General features: G+C 57.7%; 19 protein-coding genes. 5 read left to right on the top strand and 14 right to left on the bottom strand.

Annotation, left to right across the window (positions count from 1 at the left end; translation table 11 throughout):
• On the top strand, positions 1 to 519 hold a 519-nt coding region (locus AC0L3X_RS18935; RefSeq protein WP_473316681.1), incomplete at its 5' end, for a polysaccharide biosynthesis protein.
• A 39-nt stretch (positions 520 to 558) separates the two neighbouring features.
• Positions 559 to 1,530: an NAD-dependent epimerase/dehydratase family protein gene (locus AC0L3X_RS18930; protein ID WP_473316680.1), complete on the top strand. Its 972-nt coding sequence runs from the start codon at positions 559 to 561 to the stop codon at positions 1,528 to 1,530.
• Between the two features lie 404 nt (positions 1,531 to 1,934).
• On the opposite strand, the gene AC0L3X_RS18925 is transcribed toward AC0L3X_RS18930, so the two are convergent.
• Together AC0L3X_RS18925 and AC0L3X_RS18920 are read right to left on the bottom strand one after the other, a co-directional pair.
• Positions 1,935 to 3,584, bottom strand: coding sequence for a carbamoyltransferase family protein (locus AC0L3X_RS18925; RefSeq protein WP_473316679.1), 1,650 nt, complete (start codon positions 3,582 to 3,584; stop codon positions 1,935 to 1,937).
• A gap of 280 nt (positions 3,585 to 3,864) precedes the next feature.
• Positions 3,865 to 4,671 carry a YdcF family protein gene (locus AC0L3X_RS18920; protein ID WP_473316678.1) on the bottom strand — a complete coding sequence of 269 codons (807 nt, stop codon included), beginning with the start codon at positions 4,669 to 4,671 and terminating at the stop codon, positions 3,865 to 3,867.
• A 69-nt stretch (positions 4,672 to 4,740) separates the two neighbouring features.
• Between AC0L3X_RS18920 and AC0L3X_RS18915 the strand changes: the two genes are divergently transcribed.
• Positions 4,741 to 6,171, top strand: coding sequence for a hypothetical protein (locus tag AC0L3X_RS18915; protein WP_473316677.1), 1,431 nt, complete (start codon positions 4,741 to 4,743; stop codon positions 6,169 to 6,171).
• Positions 6,172 to 6,227: 56 nt separating this feature from the next.
• Here AC0L3X_RS18915 and rfbA read toward each other — a convergent pair whose 3' ends face one another.
• From rfbA to AC0L3X_RS18855, 12 genes are all read right to left on the bottom strand, one after another.
• On the bottom strand, positions 6,228 to 7,094 hold the full coding sequence (rfbA, locus tag AC0L3X_RS18910) for a glucose-1-phosphate thymidylyltransferase RfbA (protein ID WP_473316676.1): 867 nt from the start codon (positions 7,092 to 7,094) through the stop codon (positions 6,228 to 6,230).
• Positions 7,095 to 7,105: 11 nt separating this feature from the next.
• Complete coding sequence (gene rfbD, locus AC0L3X_RS18905; protein WP_473316675.1) at positions 7,106 to 7,993, bottom strand: dTDP-4-dehydrorhamnose reductase; 888 nt, start codon at positions 7,991 to 7,993, stop codon at positions 7,106 to 7,108.
• Positions 7,990 to 9,051 (bottom strand): dTDP-glucose 4,6-dehydratase, encoded by a 1,062-nt coding sequence (gene rfbB, locus AC0L3X_RS18900; protein WP_473316674.1) that lies wholly within the window; start codon positions 9,049 to 9,051, stop codon positions 7,990 to 7,992. The genes rfbD and rfbB overlap by 4 nt, the downstream gene beginning before the upstream one ends.
• Positions 9,052 to 9,058: 7 nt before the next feature.
• The gene (rfbC, locus tag AC0L3X_RS18895) at positions 9,059 to 9,622 is read right to left on the bottom strand and encodes a dTDP-4-dehydrorhamnose 3,5-epimerase (protein ID WP_473316673.1); all 564 of its coding nucleotides are present in this window, start codon (positions 9,620 to 9,622) and stop codon (positions 9,059 to 9,061) included.
• Positions 9,623 to 9,683: 61 nt separating this feature from the next.
• Positions 9,684 to 10,610 carry a glycosyltransferase family 2 protein gene (locus AC0L3X_RS18890; protein WP_473316672.1) on the bottom strand — a complete coding sequence of 309 codons (927 nt, stop codon included), beginning with the start codon at positions 10,608 to 10,610 and terminating at the stop codon, positions 9,684 to 9,686.
• A 155-nt stretch (positions 10,611 to 10,765) separates the two neighbouring features.
• Complete coding sequence (locus AC0L3X_RS18885) at positions 10,766 to 11,620, bottom strand: hypothetical protein (protein WP_473316671.1); 855 nt, start codon at positions 11,618 to 11,620, stop codon at positions 10,766 to 10,768.
• Between the two features lie 7 nt (positions 11,621 to 11,627).
• Positions 11,628 to 12,728, bottom strand: a complete 1,101-nt coding sequence (locus tag AC0L3X_RS18880; RefSeq protein ID WP_473316670.1) for a hypothetical protein — start codon at positions 12,726 to 12,728, stop codon at positions 11,628 to 11,630.
• Positions 12,729 to 12,789: 61 nt separating this feature from the next.
• Positions 12,790 to 13,680 carry a glycosyltransferase family 2 protein gene (locus tag AC0L3X_RS18875; RefSeq protein ID WP_473316669.1) on the bottom strand — a complete coding sequence of 297 codons (891 nt, stop codon included), beginning with the start codon at positions 13,678 to 13,680 and terminating at the stop codon, positions 12,790 to 12,792.
• Complete coding sequence (locus AC0L3X_RS18870; protein WP_473316668.1) at positions 13,677 to 14,981, bottom strand: O-antigen translocase; 1,305 nt, start codon at positions 14,979 to 14,981, stop codon at positions 13,677 to 13,679. The genes AC0L3X_RS18875 and AC0L3X_RS18870 overlap by 4 nt, the downstream gene beginning before the upstream one ends.
• A 147-nt stretch (positions 14,982 to 15,128) precedes the next feature.
• Positions 15,129 to 15,551, bottom strand: a complete 423-nt coding sequence (locus tag AC0L3X_RS18865) for a sugar 3,4-ketoisomerase (protein ID WP_473316667.1) — start codon at positions 15,549 to 15,551, stop codon at positions 15,129 to 15,131.
• A complete protein-coding gene (locus AC0L3X_RS18860; RefSeq protein ID WP_354078419.1) occupies positions 15,548 to 16,030 on the bottom strand; it encodes an acyltransferase in 483 nt (160 codons plus the stop codon). Before AC0L3X_RS18860 ends, AC0L3X_RS18865 begins: the two co-directional genes overlap by 4 nt.
• Positions 16,027 to 17,148: a DegT/DnrJ/EryC1/StrS family aminotransferase gene (locus tag AC0L3X_RS18855; RefSeq protein ID WP_354078421.1), complete on the bottom strand. Its 1,122-nt coding sequence runs from the start codon at positions 17,146 to 17,148 to the stop codon at positions 16,027 to 16,029. The genes AC0L3X_RS18860 and AC0L3X_RS18855 overlap by 4 nt, the downstream gene beginning before the upstream one ends.
• A gap of 224 nt (positions 17,149 to 17,372) precedes the next feature.
• Between AC0L3X_RS18855 and AC0L3X_RS18850 the strand changes: the two genes are divergently transcribed.
• Together AC0L3X_RS18850 and AC0L3X_RS18845 are read left to right on the top strand one after the other, a co-directional pair.
• On the top strand, positions 17,373 to 17,540 hold the full coding sequence (locus AC0L3X_RS18850) for a hypothetical protein (RefSeq protein WP_473316666.1): 168 nt from the start codon (positions 17,373 to 17,375) through the stop codon (positions 17,538 to 17,540).
• Between the two features lie 241 nt (positions 17,541 to 17,781).
• Positions 17,782 to 18,960 (top strand): CgeB family protein, encoded by a 1,179-nt coding sequence (locus tag AC0L3X_RS18845; protein ID WP_473316665.1) that lies wholly within the window; start codon positions 17,782 to 17,784, stop codon positions 18,958 to 18,960.
• Positions 18,961 to 18,991: the final 31 nt, after the last annotated feature.

Here is an 18,991-nt window from a genome sequence, read left to right as displayed (position 1 = left end):
GGCAACGTGCTGGCGTCGAACGGCTCGGTGGTGCCGAAGTTCAAGGCCCAGATCGAGGCCGGCGGCCCCGTGACGGTGACGCATCCCGACATGGTCCGCTACTTCATGACCATCCGCGAGGCCTGCGATCTCGTCATCACGGCGGCAACGCATGCGCTCGGAACGCAGCGCCCCGATGTCTCGGTCTACGTGCTCAACATGGGCCAGCCGGTGAAGATCGTCGATCTCGCCGAGCGCATGATCCGCCTCTCGGGGCTCCAGCCCGGCTACGACATCGAGATCGTGTTCACCGGGATGCGGCCGGGCGAGCGCCTGCACGAGATCCTGTTCGCCTCCGAGGAGCCGACCCGCGAGATCGGTGTCGCCGGCATCATGGCCGCGCAGCCGAACGAGCCGCCGATGCAGACGCTGCGCAAATGGATCGCGGCGCTGGAGCAGGCGATCGCGCGGGACGATCGGGCCACGATCAAGACGATCCTGAAGGATGCGGTTCCGGAATTCGGATCGACCGCGGCCTGACATGCCTCACAGGTCTTAGATGAGCAACGATGAGCAATGATGAGCGAGAGTAAACCGGTCGTGCTGGTGACGGGAGCCAACGGTTTCATCGGCCGTCATCTTGCATCCGCGCTTCTGGGTGGGGGATGGGCGATGCGCGGAGCGGTCCGCAGGCCGGAGGCAATAGGGGACGCGGTCGTCATCGAATCGATCGGCCCGGAAACTGACTGGCGGGCTGCGCTTGCCGGTGTCAGCGCCATCGTCCATCTCGCCGCGCGCGTACATCACAAGCACGAGGAGCACGCGGTCAACCTTTATCGCAAAATCAATATCGAAGGCACCTTACACCTCGCGCGCAGCGCGGCGAGGGCCGGAGTGCGTCACTTCATCTTCGTAAGCACCGTTCTCGTGCATGGTCGCAGTAATGAGGGCCGCGCCCCCTTCAGCGAGGATGACGTCCTCACGCCACGCGGTCTTTACGGAATGTCCAAGGCTGTGGCCGAGGCAGAACTCAGGACGCTCGCACGCGACAGCGCTATGAAGATTTCGGTAATCAGGCCGCCATTAGTGTATGGTGCCGGCGCTAAAGGGAACTTTGCCCTACTGACACGAGCGGTCAATCTGGGATTGCCGCTGCCCTTTGCCGCGATCCGCAACCAGCGCGCCTTCCTGGCCGTGCAGAACCTCTCGTCGTTCATCCTGCACCGGCTAGCCCACCCCGATTCGATGAGCAATTTCGAGATCTTCCTGGTGGCCGACAGCCAACAAATCTCCACGCCCGATTTCATTGAGCGTCTGGGAAGGGCATCCGGAAAAAGCCCGCGGCTCTTCCGCGTACAACCCCAGTTGTTGAGCTCGCTCTTTAGAATGATCGGCCAGCAGGACACGCATGACAGCCTGCTCTGCTCGCTCGAGCTTAACATCTCCAAGGCCATTGCAACTGGATGGAAACAGCAGATTTCCCTCGACACCGGCTTACTACTTGCGTTGTCGGTCCAGAATGCGGGAGGTTTCCCCTCGGATTGTCATTGACACTTGGCCTAGGTCGGCTGGTGACCTCACACGGTTTACCGGCGACCTTGGTCCGACTTGGCTTTCGCCTCGATAGCCTCTGCGGCTCGCCGGCAATCCTCGGCCACCTTCAGATAGGAATCTCGCTCAAGGTCAGTCGTCGCGAGATCCGCTTGCTGCAAGCAGATGCGCTCCAACCTCCTAAACTCCTTTAGGTCCCTATCCACTCGTGCAACCCGCTTGGAAACGCCCAATCTGCACAATAATCTAGCAAACCAAAAAAGCGGCGGCAACGATTCAAACCTAAAAAGGCAAAACGCCGCTGACTTGTCAATTGCTAGCCCTTTCCCACGGTCGCTCACGTTGAACCCGGCAAAGCACCGCACCGGACCAACGAGACAAAAGCATGCGATAGGACCGGAAACTTATGCGGCCGAGTGAGATGACTTCGATAACCTGTAATTTCCGAGATAGAGGACATCGAGGCCCGAACAGAAGTAGGTGTGCAACGCTTCCAACGGAGCATTCACTGTCGGCTGCTCGTTGATGTTGAGGCTGGTGTTGATCAGGACCGGCAACGAGGTCGCTTTCGCGAACTCGCCGATCAGGCGGCTATAGAGCGGGTTGCTGTCCGCATGGACGCTCTGGATGCGCGCCGTGTTATCGACATGGACCACCGCGGGCATGGTCTCGGCGACTTTTTCATTGACCGGAAACGTCACCACCATGAAGGGCGCGTCGAACGTGTCCTCGAAATACTCGGCCTGGTGCTTGTACAGCACCGACGGGCAGAATGGACGGAATTCCTCGCGATATTTGATGGTGAGATTAATGCGGTCCTTCATGCCCGCATGCCTGGGATCGGCCAGGATCGAACGGTTGCCGAGCGCGCGCGGACCATACTCCATCCGCCCCTGGAACCAGCCGACAGTCTTTTGCTCCGTCAGGTCGGTGACGCAGCGCGACACGGGATCGTCGAGCAGCTCGAACCGTGCGCCGATCTTGTCCAGCGTCTCCCTGATCGTGTCGTTGGAGTATTCCGGTCCCCAATAGGCATGGGTCAGCGGCGCGATCGTGTGGCCAGCCTCCGCGCATTTCATCATCGCAGCGCCCAGCGCCACACCCGCATCATGCGGCACCGGCGGAACGTAGAGACGCTTCACGGACAGCTCGGCCGCGATCTCCATGTTCATCTTGCAGTTCAGGCCGACGCCACCGGCGATGCAGACGTCGCCGCAACCGGTCTCGGCGATCGCGGAGCGGATCACCTCGGTGGTGACGATCTCGAGCTGCTTCTGGCCGCTCGCGGCGATGTTGGTCAGCCGCTGGTCGAGCGGCGCACCACGCAGGCGCCGCGGCCCCAGAATCTCCTCCATCTTCTCGGTGAAGATTCGCTCCTGCCGCGTCGAGAAATCGCTGGTGAAGATCTCTGTGTCGCGCCGGCGCTTGTCGAGTTCGGGATCGAGCTCGTAATTGATGCCGGCCGGGCGCAATAACTTCGCAAACTTGTCGACATAGTCGGGGCTGCCATAGGACGACAAGCCCATGACCTTGTACTCGTCATTGGTCATCTGATAGCCGAGATACTGGGTCAGCATCCCGTAATAGAGCCCGAGACTATTGTTGCGGCCGAACCGCGTTAGCACGCGGAAGTCGTTACCGCGCGCATGCGCGACGAGGCCGGAGCTGGAATCGCCGGAGAAGTCGAAGCAGGCGACGGTCGCCTCGGAAAAACCGGATCCGTAGAACGAGCTCGCGGCGTGACAGAGGTGATGGTCGTAGAGCTCGATCTTCGGGCTGTGGCCAAACTGGTATTTGAAATATTCGGTGAGGCGCTGCGTGTAGTTCGTGTAGGTCTTCAGCGGCGAGCAGATCCAGTCGACGTCGCGCATGGTGATGCCGGCCTGCTTCAGGCAGTAGCCGATGGCACCGCGCGGAAGCTCTCCGCGCGCATGCTTGGCCAGCGTGAACCTTTCCTCTTCCGCGGCAGCAATCAGCTCGCCGTCGCGCAACAACACGGCCGCGCCATCATGGTGGCCGTGCTTGATCCCCGAGCTAATTCCGATCACGTACATTTGGAGCAACCTCTAGACGGCATCTATAGAAAGAAAGATTAGCGCAAACAAGGGCGTAGCTTTGCTCGATTTGCCCTGGTATTAGCTCTCGCTTGCGGTTACTTAGCTTCGGCGATATCATTCAAATTACTTTGGATGCAGACACAGTCAGTCGCTCAGGATCGAAGGGAGGGGGCAACTTGGGTCGGACATTAGGTAGCGCGGCGGCCATCTTCAGCGCATGGCTCATCCTCAGTATACTGACCTTCTCCGATGGCCCGCTGGATCCACCAATGATTGTTCAGTTGCTCTCCGGCGGATGGTAGGACGGCAAGAGCTCTTTGCTTCTCCCTGACATCCAATCTGCGAGCAGCCCCAACCATTCGTGAAATCCTCGATCGGTGCGACGCAATCCGTAGAGGGGACGATCAGTCAAATCGCTACCCGACGATCCAGGCGTCAGCCAATCCACCGGATACGGCTCGACGGAAAAACCGGCAGCTCGAAATAATGCGACCGATCGCGGCATATGATAAGCAGACGTAACAAGCAACCAACGATCCCCTGGTCTCGGAAGCGCAATAGCCTTCGTGAAACTTGCATTCTCAAAGGTATTGCGAGACTCTCTCTCGATGGTCACACGATCCATAGGCAATCCTAATCTTGAGAAAACATCCGCGGCGAAATCCGCTTCGCGCGCGCCATTTGTTAGGTTCGCACTCCCACCAGTAAAAATAACGGGAATCGCTGGATAACGCCGGGCGAGCTCGGCTGCCGCAATCAGGCGATCGGCCCCCGTTGGAAAGACGGCCACTCCTCGCGCATACGAAAGGTCGGCGTCGATACTACCCCCTAGCACGATAACCCCGGTCGGACTCCCTTGAGATCCATCCCAGACAGGGAAGCGACTCTCCAACGGGTCCAGTAGCCAAAAACCGATTGGCGATAACCCGCATAACACCAGAAGAATAGCCGAAAGAATCAACAAACGGCTGCCAAGAACGCGCAGACGGCACAACACAAGGAAGATGCCGATCAACGCAAGCACTACAATGAACGTTGATGGGGTGAGTAGCTCGCCAACGGTCTTCGAGAGAACAAAATACATTGCGCCCACTTTTCTACTTGCGAGCCAGCATAGGACCCCAGCGGAAACTATGTATACACCAGCGCGCCAATGTCGAAAGCCAGAAAGAGCCAACTGGCACAGCCGCGCGCGCCGGAGAAAAATGAGAGCCACGTCTCCGAGCTCCACGACTGGATGGACATTCATTCGAGAGCTTTTGTCGACGGAAAGAAGCAGCACGCGATGACTGTGCAGAAATTGGAAGAGTCCTTCCTCGCGGGACGAGCAACCATCATATGTCTCTTGGGTCTGCTCGCGGCGCTCTGCTGCCTGTCGCTTTTCGAGGTCTCCAAGCGGCTCGACTACATCCCCTTTCATCAGGAGCACCTCTTCGAGGCGGCTGCGATCGTCACGGCCTTCTCATGTGCGGCGATCGCGCTGTTTGCGGCCGCAAGGTTCAGCTTCGGCTATGTGACCGCACTTAGCCTTTTCACCATGATGGCGGGATTCCTCTGGATCAACACGTTTTCGAGATATCCCTACGATCACCGGCTCGCAAGCTTCTCTGCAATGGCGTCCTTCCTTGCCTTTCTCGCTGTGGCGATCGTATCGCCCGCTCTACCCAAGCGAAGATTTGAGCTCTCAGAATGCGCCTTGGGGAGGCTGCTGTTGGGCATCGAGATCCTGGCGCTCATCACGCTTCTGGCTGCATCGAAATACAATTTCCGGCTCGTGTCGCTCGAGCGCATCTACGATTTCCGTCAGGGCATCGATTTTCCGGCGCCGATACGCTACGCGATCGGCATCGCGCAGAGTGCATTGCTGCCGTTCGCCTTCGCGTCCCACTTGGAGCGCCGCCAAGCGAAGCGAGCCGCGTTCACCCTCCTGCTGATGCTAGCCTTCTATCCGATCACGTTGAGCAAGGCTGCCCTGTTTGCGCCTGCGTTTTTGCTATGGCTCCTGATCCTGGTCTCACTCTTCGAGGCCAGGATCGCCTCAATCCTGTCCCTTTTGCTGCCTCTTGCAATCGGCCTTGTCCTGACCAACCTGGCTCCGCCGGGACACGCCGGATTGTCCGAAGCCTTTTTCAAGGTGGTCAACATCCGCATGTTCGCCATCCAATCGAGCGCCCTGGACATCTACAATTCATTCTTTTCAGCTCACCCGCACACCTACTTCTGTCAAATATCGTTCCTCAAGCGCGTGATGGCGTGCCCCTACGACGCGCCCCTTTCGGTGGTGATGCAGAATACCTACACGATGGGATACATGAACTCGTCGCTGTTCGCGACCGAAGGCGTGGCATCGGTGGGCCTGTGGTTGGCCCCAATATCGGCACTGACATGCGGCGCCGTTTTCGCCTTTGCCAACTATGTCTCGTCCGGCTTGCCGTCCCGGTTCGTTCTGTTGTCGAGCGGGTTGATGCCGCAAATACTGACCAACACGCCATTGACTACATCGCTGCTGACGCACGGGGTGGTGATCATGATCGCACTATGGTGCGTGACGCCACGGCTAATCAGCGAGAAACAGCCGAACTAGCGGAGTCTCCTACTGGCCCGTCGGACGGGCCGATTTGCCCCGCAAGTCACACGTGCTCAAGCATTCGCCAGATTGCGTAGGTAGGTCGCGTAATCGCCCTTGCCCATATCGGCTGCCAGCCGCTCGAGTTGAGCGCGGTCGATATAACCTTCGTTGAAGGCGACCTCCTCCGGGCAGGCTATGCGAAAGCCCTGCCTCTTCTCGACTGTCGCGACGAACTCCGCGGCATCAAGCAGGCTTTCGGGTGTCCCCGCATCGAGCCAGGCGAAGCCGCGACCCAATCGCTCGACGTGCAGGTCCCCACGCTCGAGATAGAGCCTGTTCAAATCGGTTATCTCCAATTCGCCGCGCGCCGATGGCCTGATGCTCGAAGCCAGCCTTGCCACTTGCTCGTCGTAAAAATAAAGACCCGTGACCGCGAAGTTCGATTTCGGCTTCAGCGGCTTCTCCTCGATCGAGCGAGCTTTGCCCCCTTCATCGAATTCCACCACGCCATAGCGGTTTGGATCGGCGACTCGATAAGCGAAGATCGTCGCGCCACTCGTCCGGCCCGTGGCGTTGGCCAACAACTGATGGAGCCCTTGGCCGAAGAATATATTGTCGCCGAGGATGAGGGCCGAGCGCTCGCCCTCGACAAAATCCGTGCCAATGATGAAAGCCTGCGCAAGACCGCCCGGCTTCGGCTGCTGCGCATAGGAAAGCGACAGGCCCCATCGGTTCCCATCGCCAAGGAGGGCCTGGAATTGCGGCAGGTCGTGGGGCGTCGAGATGATCAGGATCTCACGGATCCCTGCGAGCATTAGGGTCGTGAGCGGATAATAGATCATCGGCTTGTCGTAGACCGGCAACAGCTGCTTCGAGGTCACCAGGGTCATCGGGTACAGCCGCGTGCCGCTGCCGCCGGCAAGAATGATTCCTCTCAAGATAAGCCTCCCTACTCCTTTGAGATACGATCGAGGCAGTCGTCCAGCGACGCCGCGAGCGCTGGCAGCCGGATGTCGAAAACCGATTGCAGTCGCTTCGTCGATAGACGCGAGTTCGCCGGACGAATGGCGCTTGCCGAATATTCGGAAGCGGAAACCGGAACGATCCTACTCAATCCTGCGGACTCGGCCGCGCGCCTTTCTGCGATCATGCGCGCGAAGTCGTACCAGGTGAGAGCGTCGGGACCGGCGATATGCGTTATTCCGGAATAGTCGGATCGCCAGCCTGTCTGGAACAGCCGGCGCGCGAGCGTGATCGTGGCCTGGGCGAGGTCCGGCGCATAGGTCGGACAACCAGTCTGGTCATTGACGATCCGGAGGCTTTGCCCCTCAACGAGCTTGCGCCATATCGTCCGCACGAAATTGGCCCCAAACGGCGCGTACACCCAAGACGTCCGCAGCACGATGTTTTGAGCGTTGGCTGCCATCACAGCTAGCTCTCCTTCCACCTTCGAACGTCCGTAGACGCTCTGTGGGTTCGGAGCATCTTGCTCTTCGTAAGAGCCGGATTTACTCCCGTCGAAGACGTAGTCGGTCGAGAAGTGGATGACAGGGACGCTCTCGCTTGCTGCAGCGGCTGCAACTTCCCGCGCGCCGTCCCGGTTGATCGCGAAAGCGCGATCCGGTTCGTCTTCAGCCCTGTCAACGGCCGTGTAGGCCGCCGCGTTAACGACGATGTCCGGGCCGAATTGAGAAATGGCTGCAGCTACCGTTCCGGGCCGCAATAGGTCTGCGTTGGGACGTCCTACGCATTGGAGAATGAGGCCATCCTCCCCCCTAGCCGCTTCGCGCAACGATCGGGCGATCTGGCCTTCGCGACCAACGACTAGAAGCCTCATGAAGCGTCTTGCCCGATAAGACCAAGCCGCTTGCCACCGTAGACACCCTCCCGCAAGGGTCGCCACCAATCGGCACGATCCATGTACCAGCGCACCGTTTTCTCGATACCCGTCTCGAACGTCTCCTTGGCCCGCCAGCCTAGCTCGCCCTCCAGCTTCGTGGCGTCGATGGCATAACGGAGATCGTGCCCTGGGCGATCCGTCACGAACGAGATCAGCTCATGATGTGACGTGCCGGTCGGCCGCAGCTGGTCCAGCAGGGTGGAGATCTGCCGCACCACGTCCAAGTTGGTTTTCTCGTTGCGTCCGCCGACATTGTAGGTGTGCCCCGGCCGGCCCTTGGCTAGAATTGTGGCGAGCGCGCGTGCGTGATCCTCCACATAGAGCCAATCGCGGATGTTCAGGCCATTTCCGTAGACCGGCAGCGCCTTGCCCTCGAGCGCATTCAGAATCATCAAGGGAATGAGCTTTTCCGGAAACTGGTAAGGCCCGTAATTGTTCGAACAGTTCGAGACGATCACGGGCAGGCCATAGGTGCGGTGCCATGCCTTGGCCAAATGGTCGGACCCGGCCTTGCTGGCGGAATAGGGAGAGCTCGGGTCATAGGCCGTCGTCTCGGTGAAGGCACCCTCAGCCCCCAAAGATCCGTAGACCTCATCGGTCGAGACGTGCACGAAACGAAACGACTGGGCAATGCTCGCCGGGCTGCGCTCGAGATAGCGACGCGACACGTCGAGGAGAGTAAACGTCCCGAGGAGGTTCGTTCGTATAAAAATGTCCGACTGGGCGATCGAACGGTCAACATGGGTTTCAGCCGCAAGGTGAACGATCGCCCCCGGCTCATATTTCCTGAAAATGGAATCGACAGCTTCCCGGTCGCAGATATCGCCCTTTTCGAAGGCGTATCTCGGGCTGCTCGAGACGGGATCGAGCGACGCTAGATTGCCAGCGTAACTTAGGTTATCCAGCACGATAACATCGAGACCGAGACCGGAAACGAAATGACGGCAGACTTCCGATCCGATGAACCCTGCGCCTCCAGTCACAAGTACCCGCATGATCGTCCTACAACTTTTGGTTGGAGCGCCGTGCCGGCTCGCCCAGGCGGGGGAGATTGCGATCCTTGTCCGACAAAGTGGCCTTGGTCGGGGCGATATGCCAATCAATTTGGAGCGCGGGATCGTCCCACGCGATCCCCCGCTCATGACCCGGCGAATAATAGTCGGTAGTCTTATAAATGACCTCACAATTGTCGTCCAGCGTAACATAACCATGCGCGAAACCGGGCGGGACCCAGATCTGCTGCCAATTGTCCCCGGACAGCTCGACGGCGACATGCTTCGCGAAGGTCGGTGACCCTTCGCGAACGTCCACCGCAACGTCGAGAATGGCCCCCCTTGAGCACCTCACGAGCTTTCCCTGTGCGCGAGGCGCCAACTGGTAGTGCAGGCCGCGCACGACACCGCGGTTCTTCGAGGTGACGTGATTATCCTGCACGAAGTCCACGTCTACGCCATAGGCGCCGAGGAGATCTGCCCGAAACGTCTCAGAGAACGAACCACGCTCATCGGCATGCCGGAGCGGCGTAATTAGCAACACGTCCGGAATTCTCAATCGTTCGATTTTCATGAAGTCCCGTCCAGTAGAATTGAGCGCGTTCACTCAGGGCCGGTTCCCAGCTTCAGTTCGTTCAAATCCGGCCGAAGATCGCAGCAAGATAGAGCGCAAAATTTTCTATTGCCGTCTGCCGGTGAACCCTCGATCTCCAAAGTAACCATAATCGAACAGGCAGCCAAGCCGTTCGTGCCCTCGCGAACAGATCGAGAATAGTAACGTTCTCCGGAAGGAGCTCGCCGCGGAGTCGATTCAGCAATCTTAGGTTGATTTCATTCCATCCAGCCATTTGCCCGGAAGCCAGCCCAAGCGCCCTTGTGAGGCGCGCCTGAAGACCGACGTTCTTTCCGAACACGTTTTCTCCGTGCTGACGGTAGGCCAGGCTGGGCTTGGTGTCGTAATGCACGAGCCCTCCAACACCCGTGATGACTTGGTACGTCCACCAATCGTGCGCGACCATCGCCGCGTCCGGCGGAGTTTTCTGAAGGGCCAGTTGCGCCGCCTTGTTGAAAATCATGGTATTGCCACCGCCGAGGTTTTGGACAAGCGCATTGGCAAACCCCGGTGCACGCCCGAACTCTCGCGAGAAACCCATCGCCCGCCCCCGCTCGTCGACGAGCTGCGTCCGCGTGCAAAACAGCGCCGGCCGGTGTTCCGAAATTCGCTCAAACCAGGCGACGGCATCCGCCAATTTGTGAGCGAACCAGATGTCGTCCTGGTCGCTGTAGCCCATCAAATCGCCCGAAACTTCGGGGCTTCGGACGAGCGAGGCGAAATTCTGCCAGAAGCCCTGTCTTGGACCGTGAAGGACAATTACCTGCTGCGATACGCATTTAGCGAATTCTGCGACCAACGCCAGCGTGTCATCACTCGATCCGTCATCGGACACGACGAGCTCCCAATTCGTGTAAGTCTGCGCGCGATAGGAATCGAGCTGCTGGTGGATAAACTCGGCGCCATTTCTGGCCGCGAGCAGGATCGACACCTTGGGATGCTTCGGCAATTGACTTCCGCTCACGTGCGGCCCTCTGAAGTTTAATTGGTCCCGCGCCGAGATCCGACGTACCACGTATCAAATCGCTGAGACGCTTTCCATGCCCTTCGTAGAGGCCGGCCCAAGCTAAGTTATCGCGCTTCCGAAACCGGAAGGTGCCGGAACTATAGCCGCTGAGATCGCGATCTAGCGAAATAGTCACGTAGCAAGGCGACCACAAGTCCTGCAGCCAGTCCAATGACCAAGCCGAACACGATGACGAGACTTCTACTCACCGACGCAATTCGCGCCGATGAAACCTGGCCTATCATCTCGGTGAAGATCGACTGGCGTTGATTGCGCTGGAGCAAAAGAAATCTTTGGCGATCGAGCTCTCTCATCTCCCTGGCGTTTCTTTCCATGGCCGATGCAATCGTGGCTGAAGCCACTGCGCCGTCGATGGCGCCCGGACTGCTAGCAGCCGAAAATGCCTTCTCCAGATTCGATTGGGTCTCGCTCAGGCTAGCAAGCTCCTGTGTATATTGCTTCGCCAGTAGCTCGGCTCCCGCGCGCGCCTCCCGCACCAGCTCTCCATGCATGGACGACAAGTGATCGAACAGAGCCGTTGCGATATACGTCGCTTCGTCTGCGCTTGAACCGCGCGCTTTAATGCGGATCAGCCCAGTCGAGGGGATTAAATCGACTCTGGCAGTCCCGAGAAGTTCGTCCAGAGTAGCGTCCTCCGACGACGCTCCTTTGCTTCTCAAGGCATCTCGCTGGAACGAATTTACACGCATTCGCTCTAGGACATCTTGAAGCGGCTCGATTGGCCGGACCGCACCAGATAGCGCATCATAGACCTGTCCGATCCTGACCGTCGCCGAGGCTTCCCACCTCGGCTTCGCCAGGCTCAGAGCCGTGATCGCTATTAAGGCGACGATCACGAACGTCACCGCGGCCCATCGCCACTGGCGCGTTAAGAGAGACACAAACTCCGCCGGTGCGAAGCCGTCCCTTCCTGCATCGAGCTCCGCTGACATCGAAGTTCTATCTTCGGTCATCCCTAATCAGCCCCCCTTCGGCCCTTCGCTCAGGAAGAAAATGCGCCATGATCGGAATCATCAAACAGATCGCCACGAAACCGAAATTCGTCCAGGTAAAAGCCTGTGGAGCAAACGGAGACATAACGGACACGTATGCGATGCGCAGAAAAATAAGAAACCGCCAGACCGCTACGCCCTTGTGCAAAAGCACAATACTCCACAGCAGCATGCCATAGAGGGCAAAGACGCTGATCATCGCGCCACCCCACCCGAGCGCGATCAAGAATGGAAAGAACTCTGTCCCGACATTGATGGTTGGCGCATCGAACGGTATGTCCATCCCGAGCGTCGCCACCGAACCGTGGAACGGGAGAAGTTGGGCGACCAGCACGCCGGCATTATGATAGTCCTTCGCCATGATGGAGGAAAAGTTGTAGACGCCGGCACTCACATATAGCAACAACCACTTCACGCCTTGCGGCGAGTTCAGGAACAATCCGCTCAACGGCAAGGTCAGCCCGTCCAACGCCCCCGAGCGAATAGCTCCCAACAGTGAAAAGACCCCCAGCCCTCCCAGCAGTAGAGGCAGAATGACGTTTCGGGAAAGCAGCGGCGACTTCTGCTGCTGAAGAATGACCGTGAGCAGCAAAGAAAACAACGCCGCGAACAGACGGTTCCGATCGATAACAAGAATCGGGAAGATCAGTCCGATCGCGATCAGGACAATGCGCGCGATCCTGCATTTGAAGCAAAGCAAAGCAATAGGCGGCATTATCCAGCTTAAATTTGAAATATGTCGCACGTGATTGCGACCGCCATCGAACGTTGCGTAAGATGTCGGATCTACGATCAGCGGGATTGGAAAAGCTGTCAGGTCGACGATGCAGAACGCTGCCACCAAGCAGCAAAGCCCCGCGGCGACAATTCCCTGACGCGTTCCCGAGAAGTCCATGCCCTGAAAGGACCGTAGCGGAGGCAGACGAATGTTGAGGATGAAGTCGAGCATGACGACCGCGACTGCGGCGATCGCGAAAAACAACACACCTCCAAGCACATCGACAGAAAATTCGAAAGTTAATGCCATTCCCGTTGACGCGATCAGCATCGGGAACGCCAGATAGGAGGATGGATATCTTAGTAGCGTCAGTAGCATGCTGTCTTATCAACTACCTGAATGCGACTAAAGATCTTAGACCCATGAATTTCACTATATCGAGGGCCAAGTGTAAGTAGCGCCGCTGCAAAAAACTGATCTTCGCTGAAGCCAAGCTCTCTTGCGCGCGCAAGAGAGTAGAATAAGGACTTCCAAACAAATGGCTACAGCGCCTAGCCGTCTTTTTCATATCCTGGAGATTACGTATTCTTTTCTCAACGATCTGCGTGCGGCTGGTATTTGACCCATGGAGCCGATAAGCGCCTACCGGCATGTCGACGAAGCCCAAGCCACCCACGGCAAGGAGGCGCAAGTAGATGTCCCAGTCTTCGACTGAGAGCTCTTCGTTCCAGCCTTCTAGCGCTTCAAATGCGGTCTTTCGAATCATCAGAACTGGTCCACCAACAGACCAACGACAGATTATCTGCCTACTGAGAGATTCAGGCGTCAGGTATTCAGACTTGTCGGCTCCATAAACATCCGAAATGAGGCTGTCGTGGACTCTGTGATCTTGCCCGTCCACAACAATTGCATCCCCGAAAACCGCGAGCCTCGAAGGAGCTTGCTGCAGGTAATCGACTTGAGTGGTGATGCCCGCTGGCAACAGAAAATCATCGCTTGCAACAACCCTCAAGAATTCACCGTTTGCAAGTCTGCCCAGTTCATTGAGAGTTCGAGAAATGCCCCTATTTTCCTGGTAACGAAACCGAACATCGAGACTGCTTGAGTTGCGACTGATCCAATCCGATATGATGTCGGCTGTACCGTCCGTCGAACCGTCGTCAATTACGACCAACTCCTTCCGCGGATATGCATCCTCCAGAATGCTATCCAAGCATCTACGTATGTAGCGTGCGTGATTGTAGGCTGGAACCAAGACTGAGACTAAAGGCACCGCGGTCATACGCCACCCGTTCGAACGACCTGCTGTTCAGCGCCTGCCGAATCCGACCAAGACGCTGTTCGCACGTACCGCCAAGTGAACCACCCGACGCAAGCGAGATAGCAGGCGTAGCTGATTGCGAACGCATACATCGCACCCATCAAACCAAATTGAGGCGTGAAGACAGCAACCAGAAGAATGTAATTGGCGCTGAAAAGCACCTCCGCAACAATCAAGGACATCGTCATGGCGCGAGCCACCATCACATAGGAGAAGATGAACGAGGTTACCTTGATCACATCTCCAACTAGTTGCGGAAGGAACAACGATTCCGCCGGCGCAAAGTCCTCACTAAACAGAACTCGGAGCAGCAAACTCCGGAGTACATACACCAGCGACGCGATCAAGATAACCGTCGGGACGATATGAACGAAGGCGCTGGTGATTTCCCGCTTGAACGAACGATAGTCCGTAATCGCTGACACTCTCGGGACATAATACGAGGCAATCGGAACAGTGAAAAACAGTAGATACGCTTCCGAAATCTTGCCGACCGCCTGCCAATAGCCCACCTCTTGCCACGACAACTGCTCGGCCAAGTGGCCTCTTATCCATAGACCCACCAAATGAGGAAGAATTGCCGAAGCAACGGACATCAGTGAGAACTGGAAGAGCTTGGTTGCGATCGCTCTATCGATCGAAATACTGAATCGAAACAGCTCACGATGCGGACTTCGGGCGACTAGGAAAAGCGTTACCGCGAGCGCGAGCGCCTGGCTCCCGATCAACGCCAACAAGGCGCCGTACGCGTGCAGAACCCCCCCCAAGGCTCCGGCCAGGACAACGCTCATTACAGCCGAAAGAGTGTAGCCAAGCGACACGCGCCGCAAGTCGCCGCAACCGGTCAGAACCGAAATAAAGAAGCTGTTCGCGGCGATGAAAGGCTGGACTACCGCGAGAATCGTGATCAGGGCTTGATATTGACTATCCTGCAAAAGGTACAAGGTGAGCGGCTGCCTAAAGAGCAAAGCTCCCACCGTAATCAAGAAACTGCTGATGATTGCAAAAAAGGCGGCCGTCCCCAGGAACCTCTTGAGGCTGGCAACGGAGTTACGAAGCTCAGCGACGTATTTCACAATCCCGCTGCCGATACCGCCGCCTCCGAACACAGCGAGCAACGATATGAGGCTGAGCAATTGCCCCAGCTTGCCTACACCTTCGGGACCAGCAAACCAAGCAACAAGCTTGACTATCACGAGACTCGACAGAAGTCTTGCCAAGGTGGCAATGGACGTAAATGCTGAAGCGCGGACTATATTCACGTCGGTTACACTAATGTAGCCCCCTCACCAATCCGATTTGGCGATCAAACCTCGATCATCACCGCCCTCGCGGCGAGGTGGGCGAGCCCCGACATAGAGCGCCGCGTTGCATACTATGTAAGGTTTGACGGCGCAAGCACTACAAGGTCAGCCCGAATCCTCACCCCGGCGCACATCTGCCAAATAGGAGGTATAGTCGCGGTAGTAATCCTCCTCGTCGTATAGGTTTGAAGCCAAGACCATGCAGACCGAGCCCGATGAAAAATTGTCCAGTTCGCGCCAGATCATTGGAGTTAGCAGCAGGCCATAATAAGATCGATTTAAGTGAAATACACGTTTTTGATTTCCATCATCGATGCGAACATCGAAGCTGCCCGCCATGGCCACGATCAATTGGGTAAGGGCTTTGTGCGCATGTCCCCCTCGTTCCGATCCGCCCGGCACATCGTAAAGATAGTATACGCGCTTGATATCAAACGGGACGTGTCGATTTGACTCTATAAACGTCAAGTTTCCGCGGGGATCGCTTATCTTTGGCAAATCAACGATCTTGCAGCCCTCGATGCTCACTTTGCAAGCCCCGACTTGACCGTTGAAATCACTCGCGCGGGATTTCCGACCACTACTGTTTCCTCCGCAACATCGCTCACAACCACTGCGCCTGCGCCGATCATCGCATTTCTTCCCACTCGAACACCGGGAAGCAACACGGCGCCGGCACCTATGGATGCGCCGCTTTCGATGATAGTTGTCTCGAGGCAAGCCTCTCGGTTCCGGCTGCGGGGAAAGCGATCATTTGAGAACGTAACGTTGGGTCCTATGAAGACGTCGTCCTCGACTACTATTCCGTCCCAAAGTTGCACGCCGCACTTGAGCGTGACTCTATTTCCTACGCGCACATCGTTTTCGATAAAGCAATGGGAGCAAATATTGCAGTCTTCGCCTATTATTGCTTCGGGAAGGATGACAACGAACTGCCATATACGGGATCGATCTCCGATCCGCTTGCTCTGAACATCAGACAGGGGATGAATGAAAGCAGATGTCATGTTTTCGCCGCAAAGTGCTTATCAACCGGCGAAATGGCATCGATAAGATGCTCGCTCACGTAATCGATCTGACCGAGCTCAAGATGCGGCCCTATCGGTAAACTGAGCACCTTTGAGCTGAACAACGATGTAATAGTACAACCTGCAACGAGACCTTGATAGGCGTTTGAGTCTGCCGGGCTGATGGGGTAGTGGATCAGGGTCGCGATACCTTTCTCGGTCAAGTATTCGATGACCCTGCTTCTCTCGGCTACCTGAACAACAAATAGATGCCAGGATGGCCGTACCGAATCGATCACACCGGGTAGCACTATTGGAGAGCCCGCCAGAAGCTGCATGTATCGAGCAGCTTGAGCACTCCGAATTTCGTTCATCCGATCCAAGGCCTTGAGCTTAACCCGCAGATATGCGGCCTGAAGCTCATCCAGTCTCGTGTTAAACCCGATTACATCGTGGTGGTACTTTCGAGAAGATCCATAGTTCGACAGCTCGCGAGTACGCTTCGCTAGTATGGGGTCGTTCGTTACGATAGCCCCGCCATCGCCGAGAGCTCCCAGGTTTTTTCCCGGATAGAAGCTAAATCCGGCCGCGTCTGCCAATGCCCCGGCGCGGCGGTTCCGGTAGGTGGCACCGTGAGCTTGGGCCGCATCTTCAATGACCTTTATTGAATGCCTTCTACCGATCTCGTTGATGGCTTCCATCTCTGCAGGCTGACCGTAAAGATGGACGACGATAATAGCTCGCGTCCTGGAGGTAATCTTCTCCTCGATCTTAGAGACGTCGATGTTGTATGTGTCGGGCCTAGGCTCGACCGGAACCGGCGTAGCCCCCGCATGTGTAACTGCGAGCCAGGTCGCAATGAAGGTGTTTGCAGGAACGATCACCTCGTGACCGGCACCAATGTCGTAGCCCCTGAGAATAAGGTGAAGGGCATCGAGCCCATTTCCTACTCCAACCGCGTGTGCTGTTTCGCAGTACGCGGCAAATTCCTTCTCAAAGGCTTCTACCTCGGGGCCGAGGATATACCAGCCAGATGATAGAACCCGGTCTTGTGCACGAGCAAGTTCCAACCGCAACTGGCCATTGATTGCCTGCAGGTCCAAGAATGGGACTTTCATCCAAAGCTCTCCTCGCGTACTCACTGGATTGAGCAAGCCTCTGTGCGACACCGGACGCGATGGAGTTGTCGCAATTCCGGTAGCAACTGGCTTTCTCAGCATCCAGTTCATAACCACCATCCATGAACGAGCAACCAATGCCTGTGCGCTGCAACGTATGAAAGGAACGATCAATACGATTGAGAGGCCCCCGGGGTCAACCAGTCAACTGGGAAAAGCCGCCTATGATGCCGGCCGTCGGCCGTCACGTGGGTAAGCTCGTGAAGCTCACGCTGGCCAGTATTTTGGGAATTGGCGTCGGTCGAAAAACCCGCGCCGGCGTCATCAATGATGGACCTGGTGAGTATTTCTTCACGCCGGCGTCGGGTCAAAGGAATGCCACCTCAGACTGATCATCCGAGCGTGCCGAATTGCCGTCAACCGGGCCTTGCCCCGGGGAGGGAAACTTTCTATCCACATTGCGGCATCTTCGAGCGGCAGATGCAGAGCAGACCTTGTTCCTTTTCGGATGGCTGAACTTGTCGACCACCTTTCGAACAAGGCGTGCTTACGATCATCATTAAGCTCCTCTTGGACTAGGAAACACCGTCCGTTCCAAGAGTGGCCTATGTCCTCGCGGTGCAACACAGCTCGATGCGCATCCTGCTCCTCAATGCTGACTATCCGCGCTTCCTCTCCTGGCTCTACCGGCGCCATCCGGGCCTCGAGAATGAAACCTACGCGGCGCAGATGGCGGCGCGGAATGCCAGCTTGTTCGGCGTCGCCGATTTCTACTCGCGCAATTTCGCCGGCCTCGGGCATGCCGCCGCCGACATCCATGTCAACAATCCCTGGATGCGCGCGGCCTGGGCGCGCGAGCACGGCCTTGCCGTCACCGAGCCGGCACCGCCCGGCGCGCCGGCCGCGCGCGATGTCATTCCCGGCTGGCTGCAACGCGCGGTCGCGCCATTCAAGCCGATGCTGAGACCGCTCGCGCGCAAGGTCGGGCTCAGCCCGCGGCTCGATGAGGAGGCTGAAAAGATCCTGCTGGCGCAGATCGAGGACTTCAAACCCGATCTCGTCCTCAACCAGGATCTGTTTCACGTCGACACCCGCCTCGCTCGCCGGATCAAACAGATCGGCCGTCCGATCCTGATCGGCCAGGTCGGCATCTCGCCCTCGCGCGGCGAGGACTGGTCGGTCTACGACCTCATGATCTCGCAGATGGCCGCGGTGGTGGATTTCTTCCGCGCCCACGGCGCGCGCGCCGAGGTGGTCCATCTCGCCTTCGAGCCCGGCATTCTCGACATCCTGCCGCCACCGCCGGCGCAGAATTTCGACGTCACCTTCGTCGGTGCGGTGTCGGCGGATCACCAGCTCCGCGTCGCGCAGCTCGAAGCGGTGGCACGGCGCTACGATCTCAAGCTGTTCGGCAGCGGCCTCCAATCCCTTCCCGCCTCCTCGCCCCTGCATCGCTGCTACCAGGGCGAGGTGTGGGGCGTGGAGATGTACCAGGCGCTGCGCGCCTCGCGCGTCACGCTCAACTCGCACATCGACATGGCCGGCCGCGAGGCCGGCAATGCACGGCTGTTCGAAGCGACTGGCGTCGGCGCATTCCTGCTCACCGACTTCAAGGACAATCTCCACACGCTGTTCGAGCCCGAGCGCGAGGTCGCGACCTGGCGCACGGTCGAAGACTGCCTTGCGCAGATCGAACGCTATCTCGGCGACGACGCGGCGCGTAGGTCCATCGCAACGGAGGGACAGGCAAGGACATTTGCCGCCCACACCTTCCGTCGACGCGTCGAAGAGATCCTGGCTTTCGTCGGCTGAATCCCGCTCGCGGGCAAGGCGTTTGTCATAT

The organism is Bradyrhizobium sp. MI1.7 (assembly GCF_055811795.1).
This window is presented reverse-complemented; position numbering and strand designations above follow the sequence as displayed.

Excerpts from the sequence above, each read along its gene's own strand:
- AC0L3X_RS18845 (WP_473316665.1), top strand. The coding sequence starts at position 17,782 with ATGCGCATCCTGCTCCTCAATGCTGACTATCCGCGCTTCCTCTCCTGG.
- AC0L3X_RS18915 (WP_473316677.1), top strand. The coding sequence starts at position 4,741 with ATGTCGAAAGCCAGAAAGAGCCAACTGGCACAGCCGCGCGCGCCGGAG.
- AC0L3X_RS18850 (WP_473316666.1), top strand. The coding sequence starts at position 17,373 with ATGATGCCGGCCGTCGGCCGTCACGTGGGTAAGCTCGTGAAGCTCACG.
- rfbD (WP_473316675.1), bottom strand. The coding sequence starts at position 7,993 with ATGAGGCTTCTAGTCGTTGGTCGCGAAGGCCAGATCGCCCGATCGTTG.
- AC0L3X_RS18885 (WP_473316671.1), bottom strand. The coding sequence starts at position 11,620 with ATGTCAGCGGAGCTCGATGCAGGAAGGGACGGCTTCGCACCGGCGGAG.
- AC0L3X_RS18880 (WP_473316670.1), bottom strand. The coding sequence starts at position 12,728 with ATGCTGATCGCGTCAACGGGAATGGCATTAACTTTCGAATTTTCTGTC.
- AC0L3X_RS18855 (WP_354078421.1), bottom strand. The coding sequence starts at position 17,148 with ATGAAAGTCCCATTCTTGGACCTGCAGGCAATCAATGGCCAGTTGCGG.
- AC0L3X_RS18930 (WP_473316680.1), top strand. The coding sequence starts at position 559 with ATGAGCGAGAGTAAACCGGTCGTGCTGGTGACGGGAGCCAACGGTTTC.
- rfbB (WP_473316674.1), bottom strand. The coding sequence starts at position 9,051 with ATGCGGGTACTTGTGACTGGAGGCGCAGGGTTCATCGGATCGGAAGTC.
- AC0L3X_RS18920 (WP_473316678.1), bottom strand. The coding sequence starts at position 4,671 with ATGTATTTTGTTCTCTCGAAGACCGTTGGCGAGCTACTCACCCCATCA.
- rfbC (WP_473316673.1), bottom strand. The coding sequence starts at position 9,622 with ATGAAAATCGAACGATTGAGAATTCCGGACGTGTTGCTAATTACGCCG.
- AC0L3X_RS18860 (WP_354078419.1), bottom strand. The coding sequence starts at position 16,030 with ATGACATCTGCTTTCATTCATCCCCTGTCTGATGTTCAGAGCAAGCGG.
- AC0L3X_RS18925 (WP_473316679.1), bottom strand. The coding sequence starts at position 3,584 with ATGTACGTGATCGGAATTAGCTCGGGGATCAAGCACGGCCACCATGAT.
- AC0L3X_RS18875 (WP_473316669.1), bottom strand. The coding sequence starts at position 13,680 with ATGACCGCGGTGCCTTTAGTCTCAGTCTTGGTTCCAGCCTACAATCAC.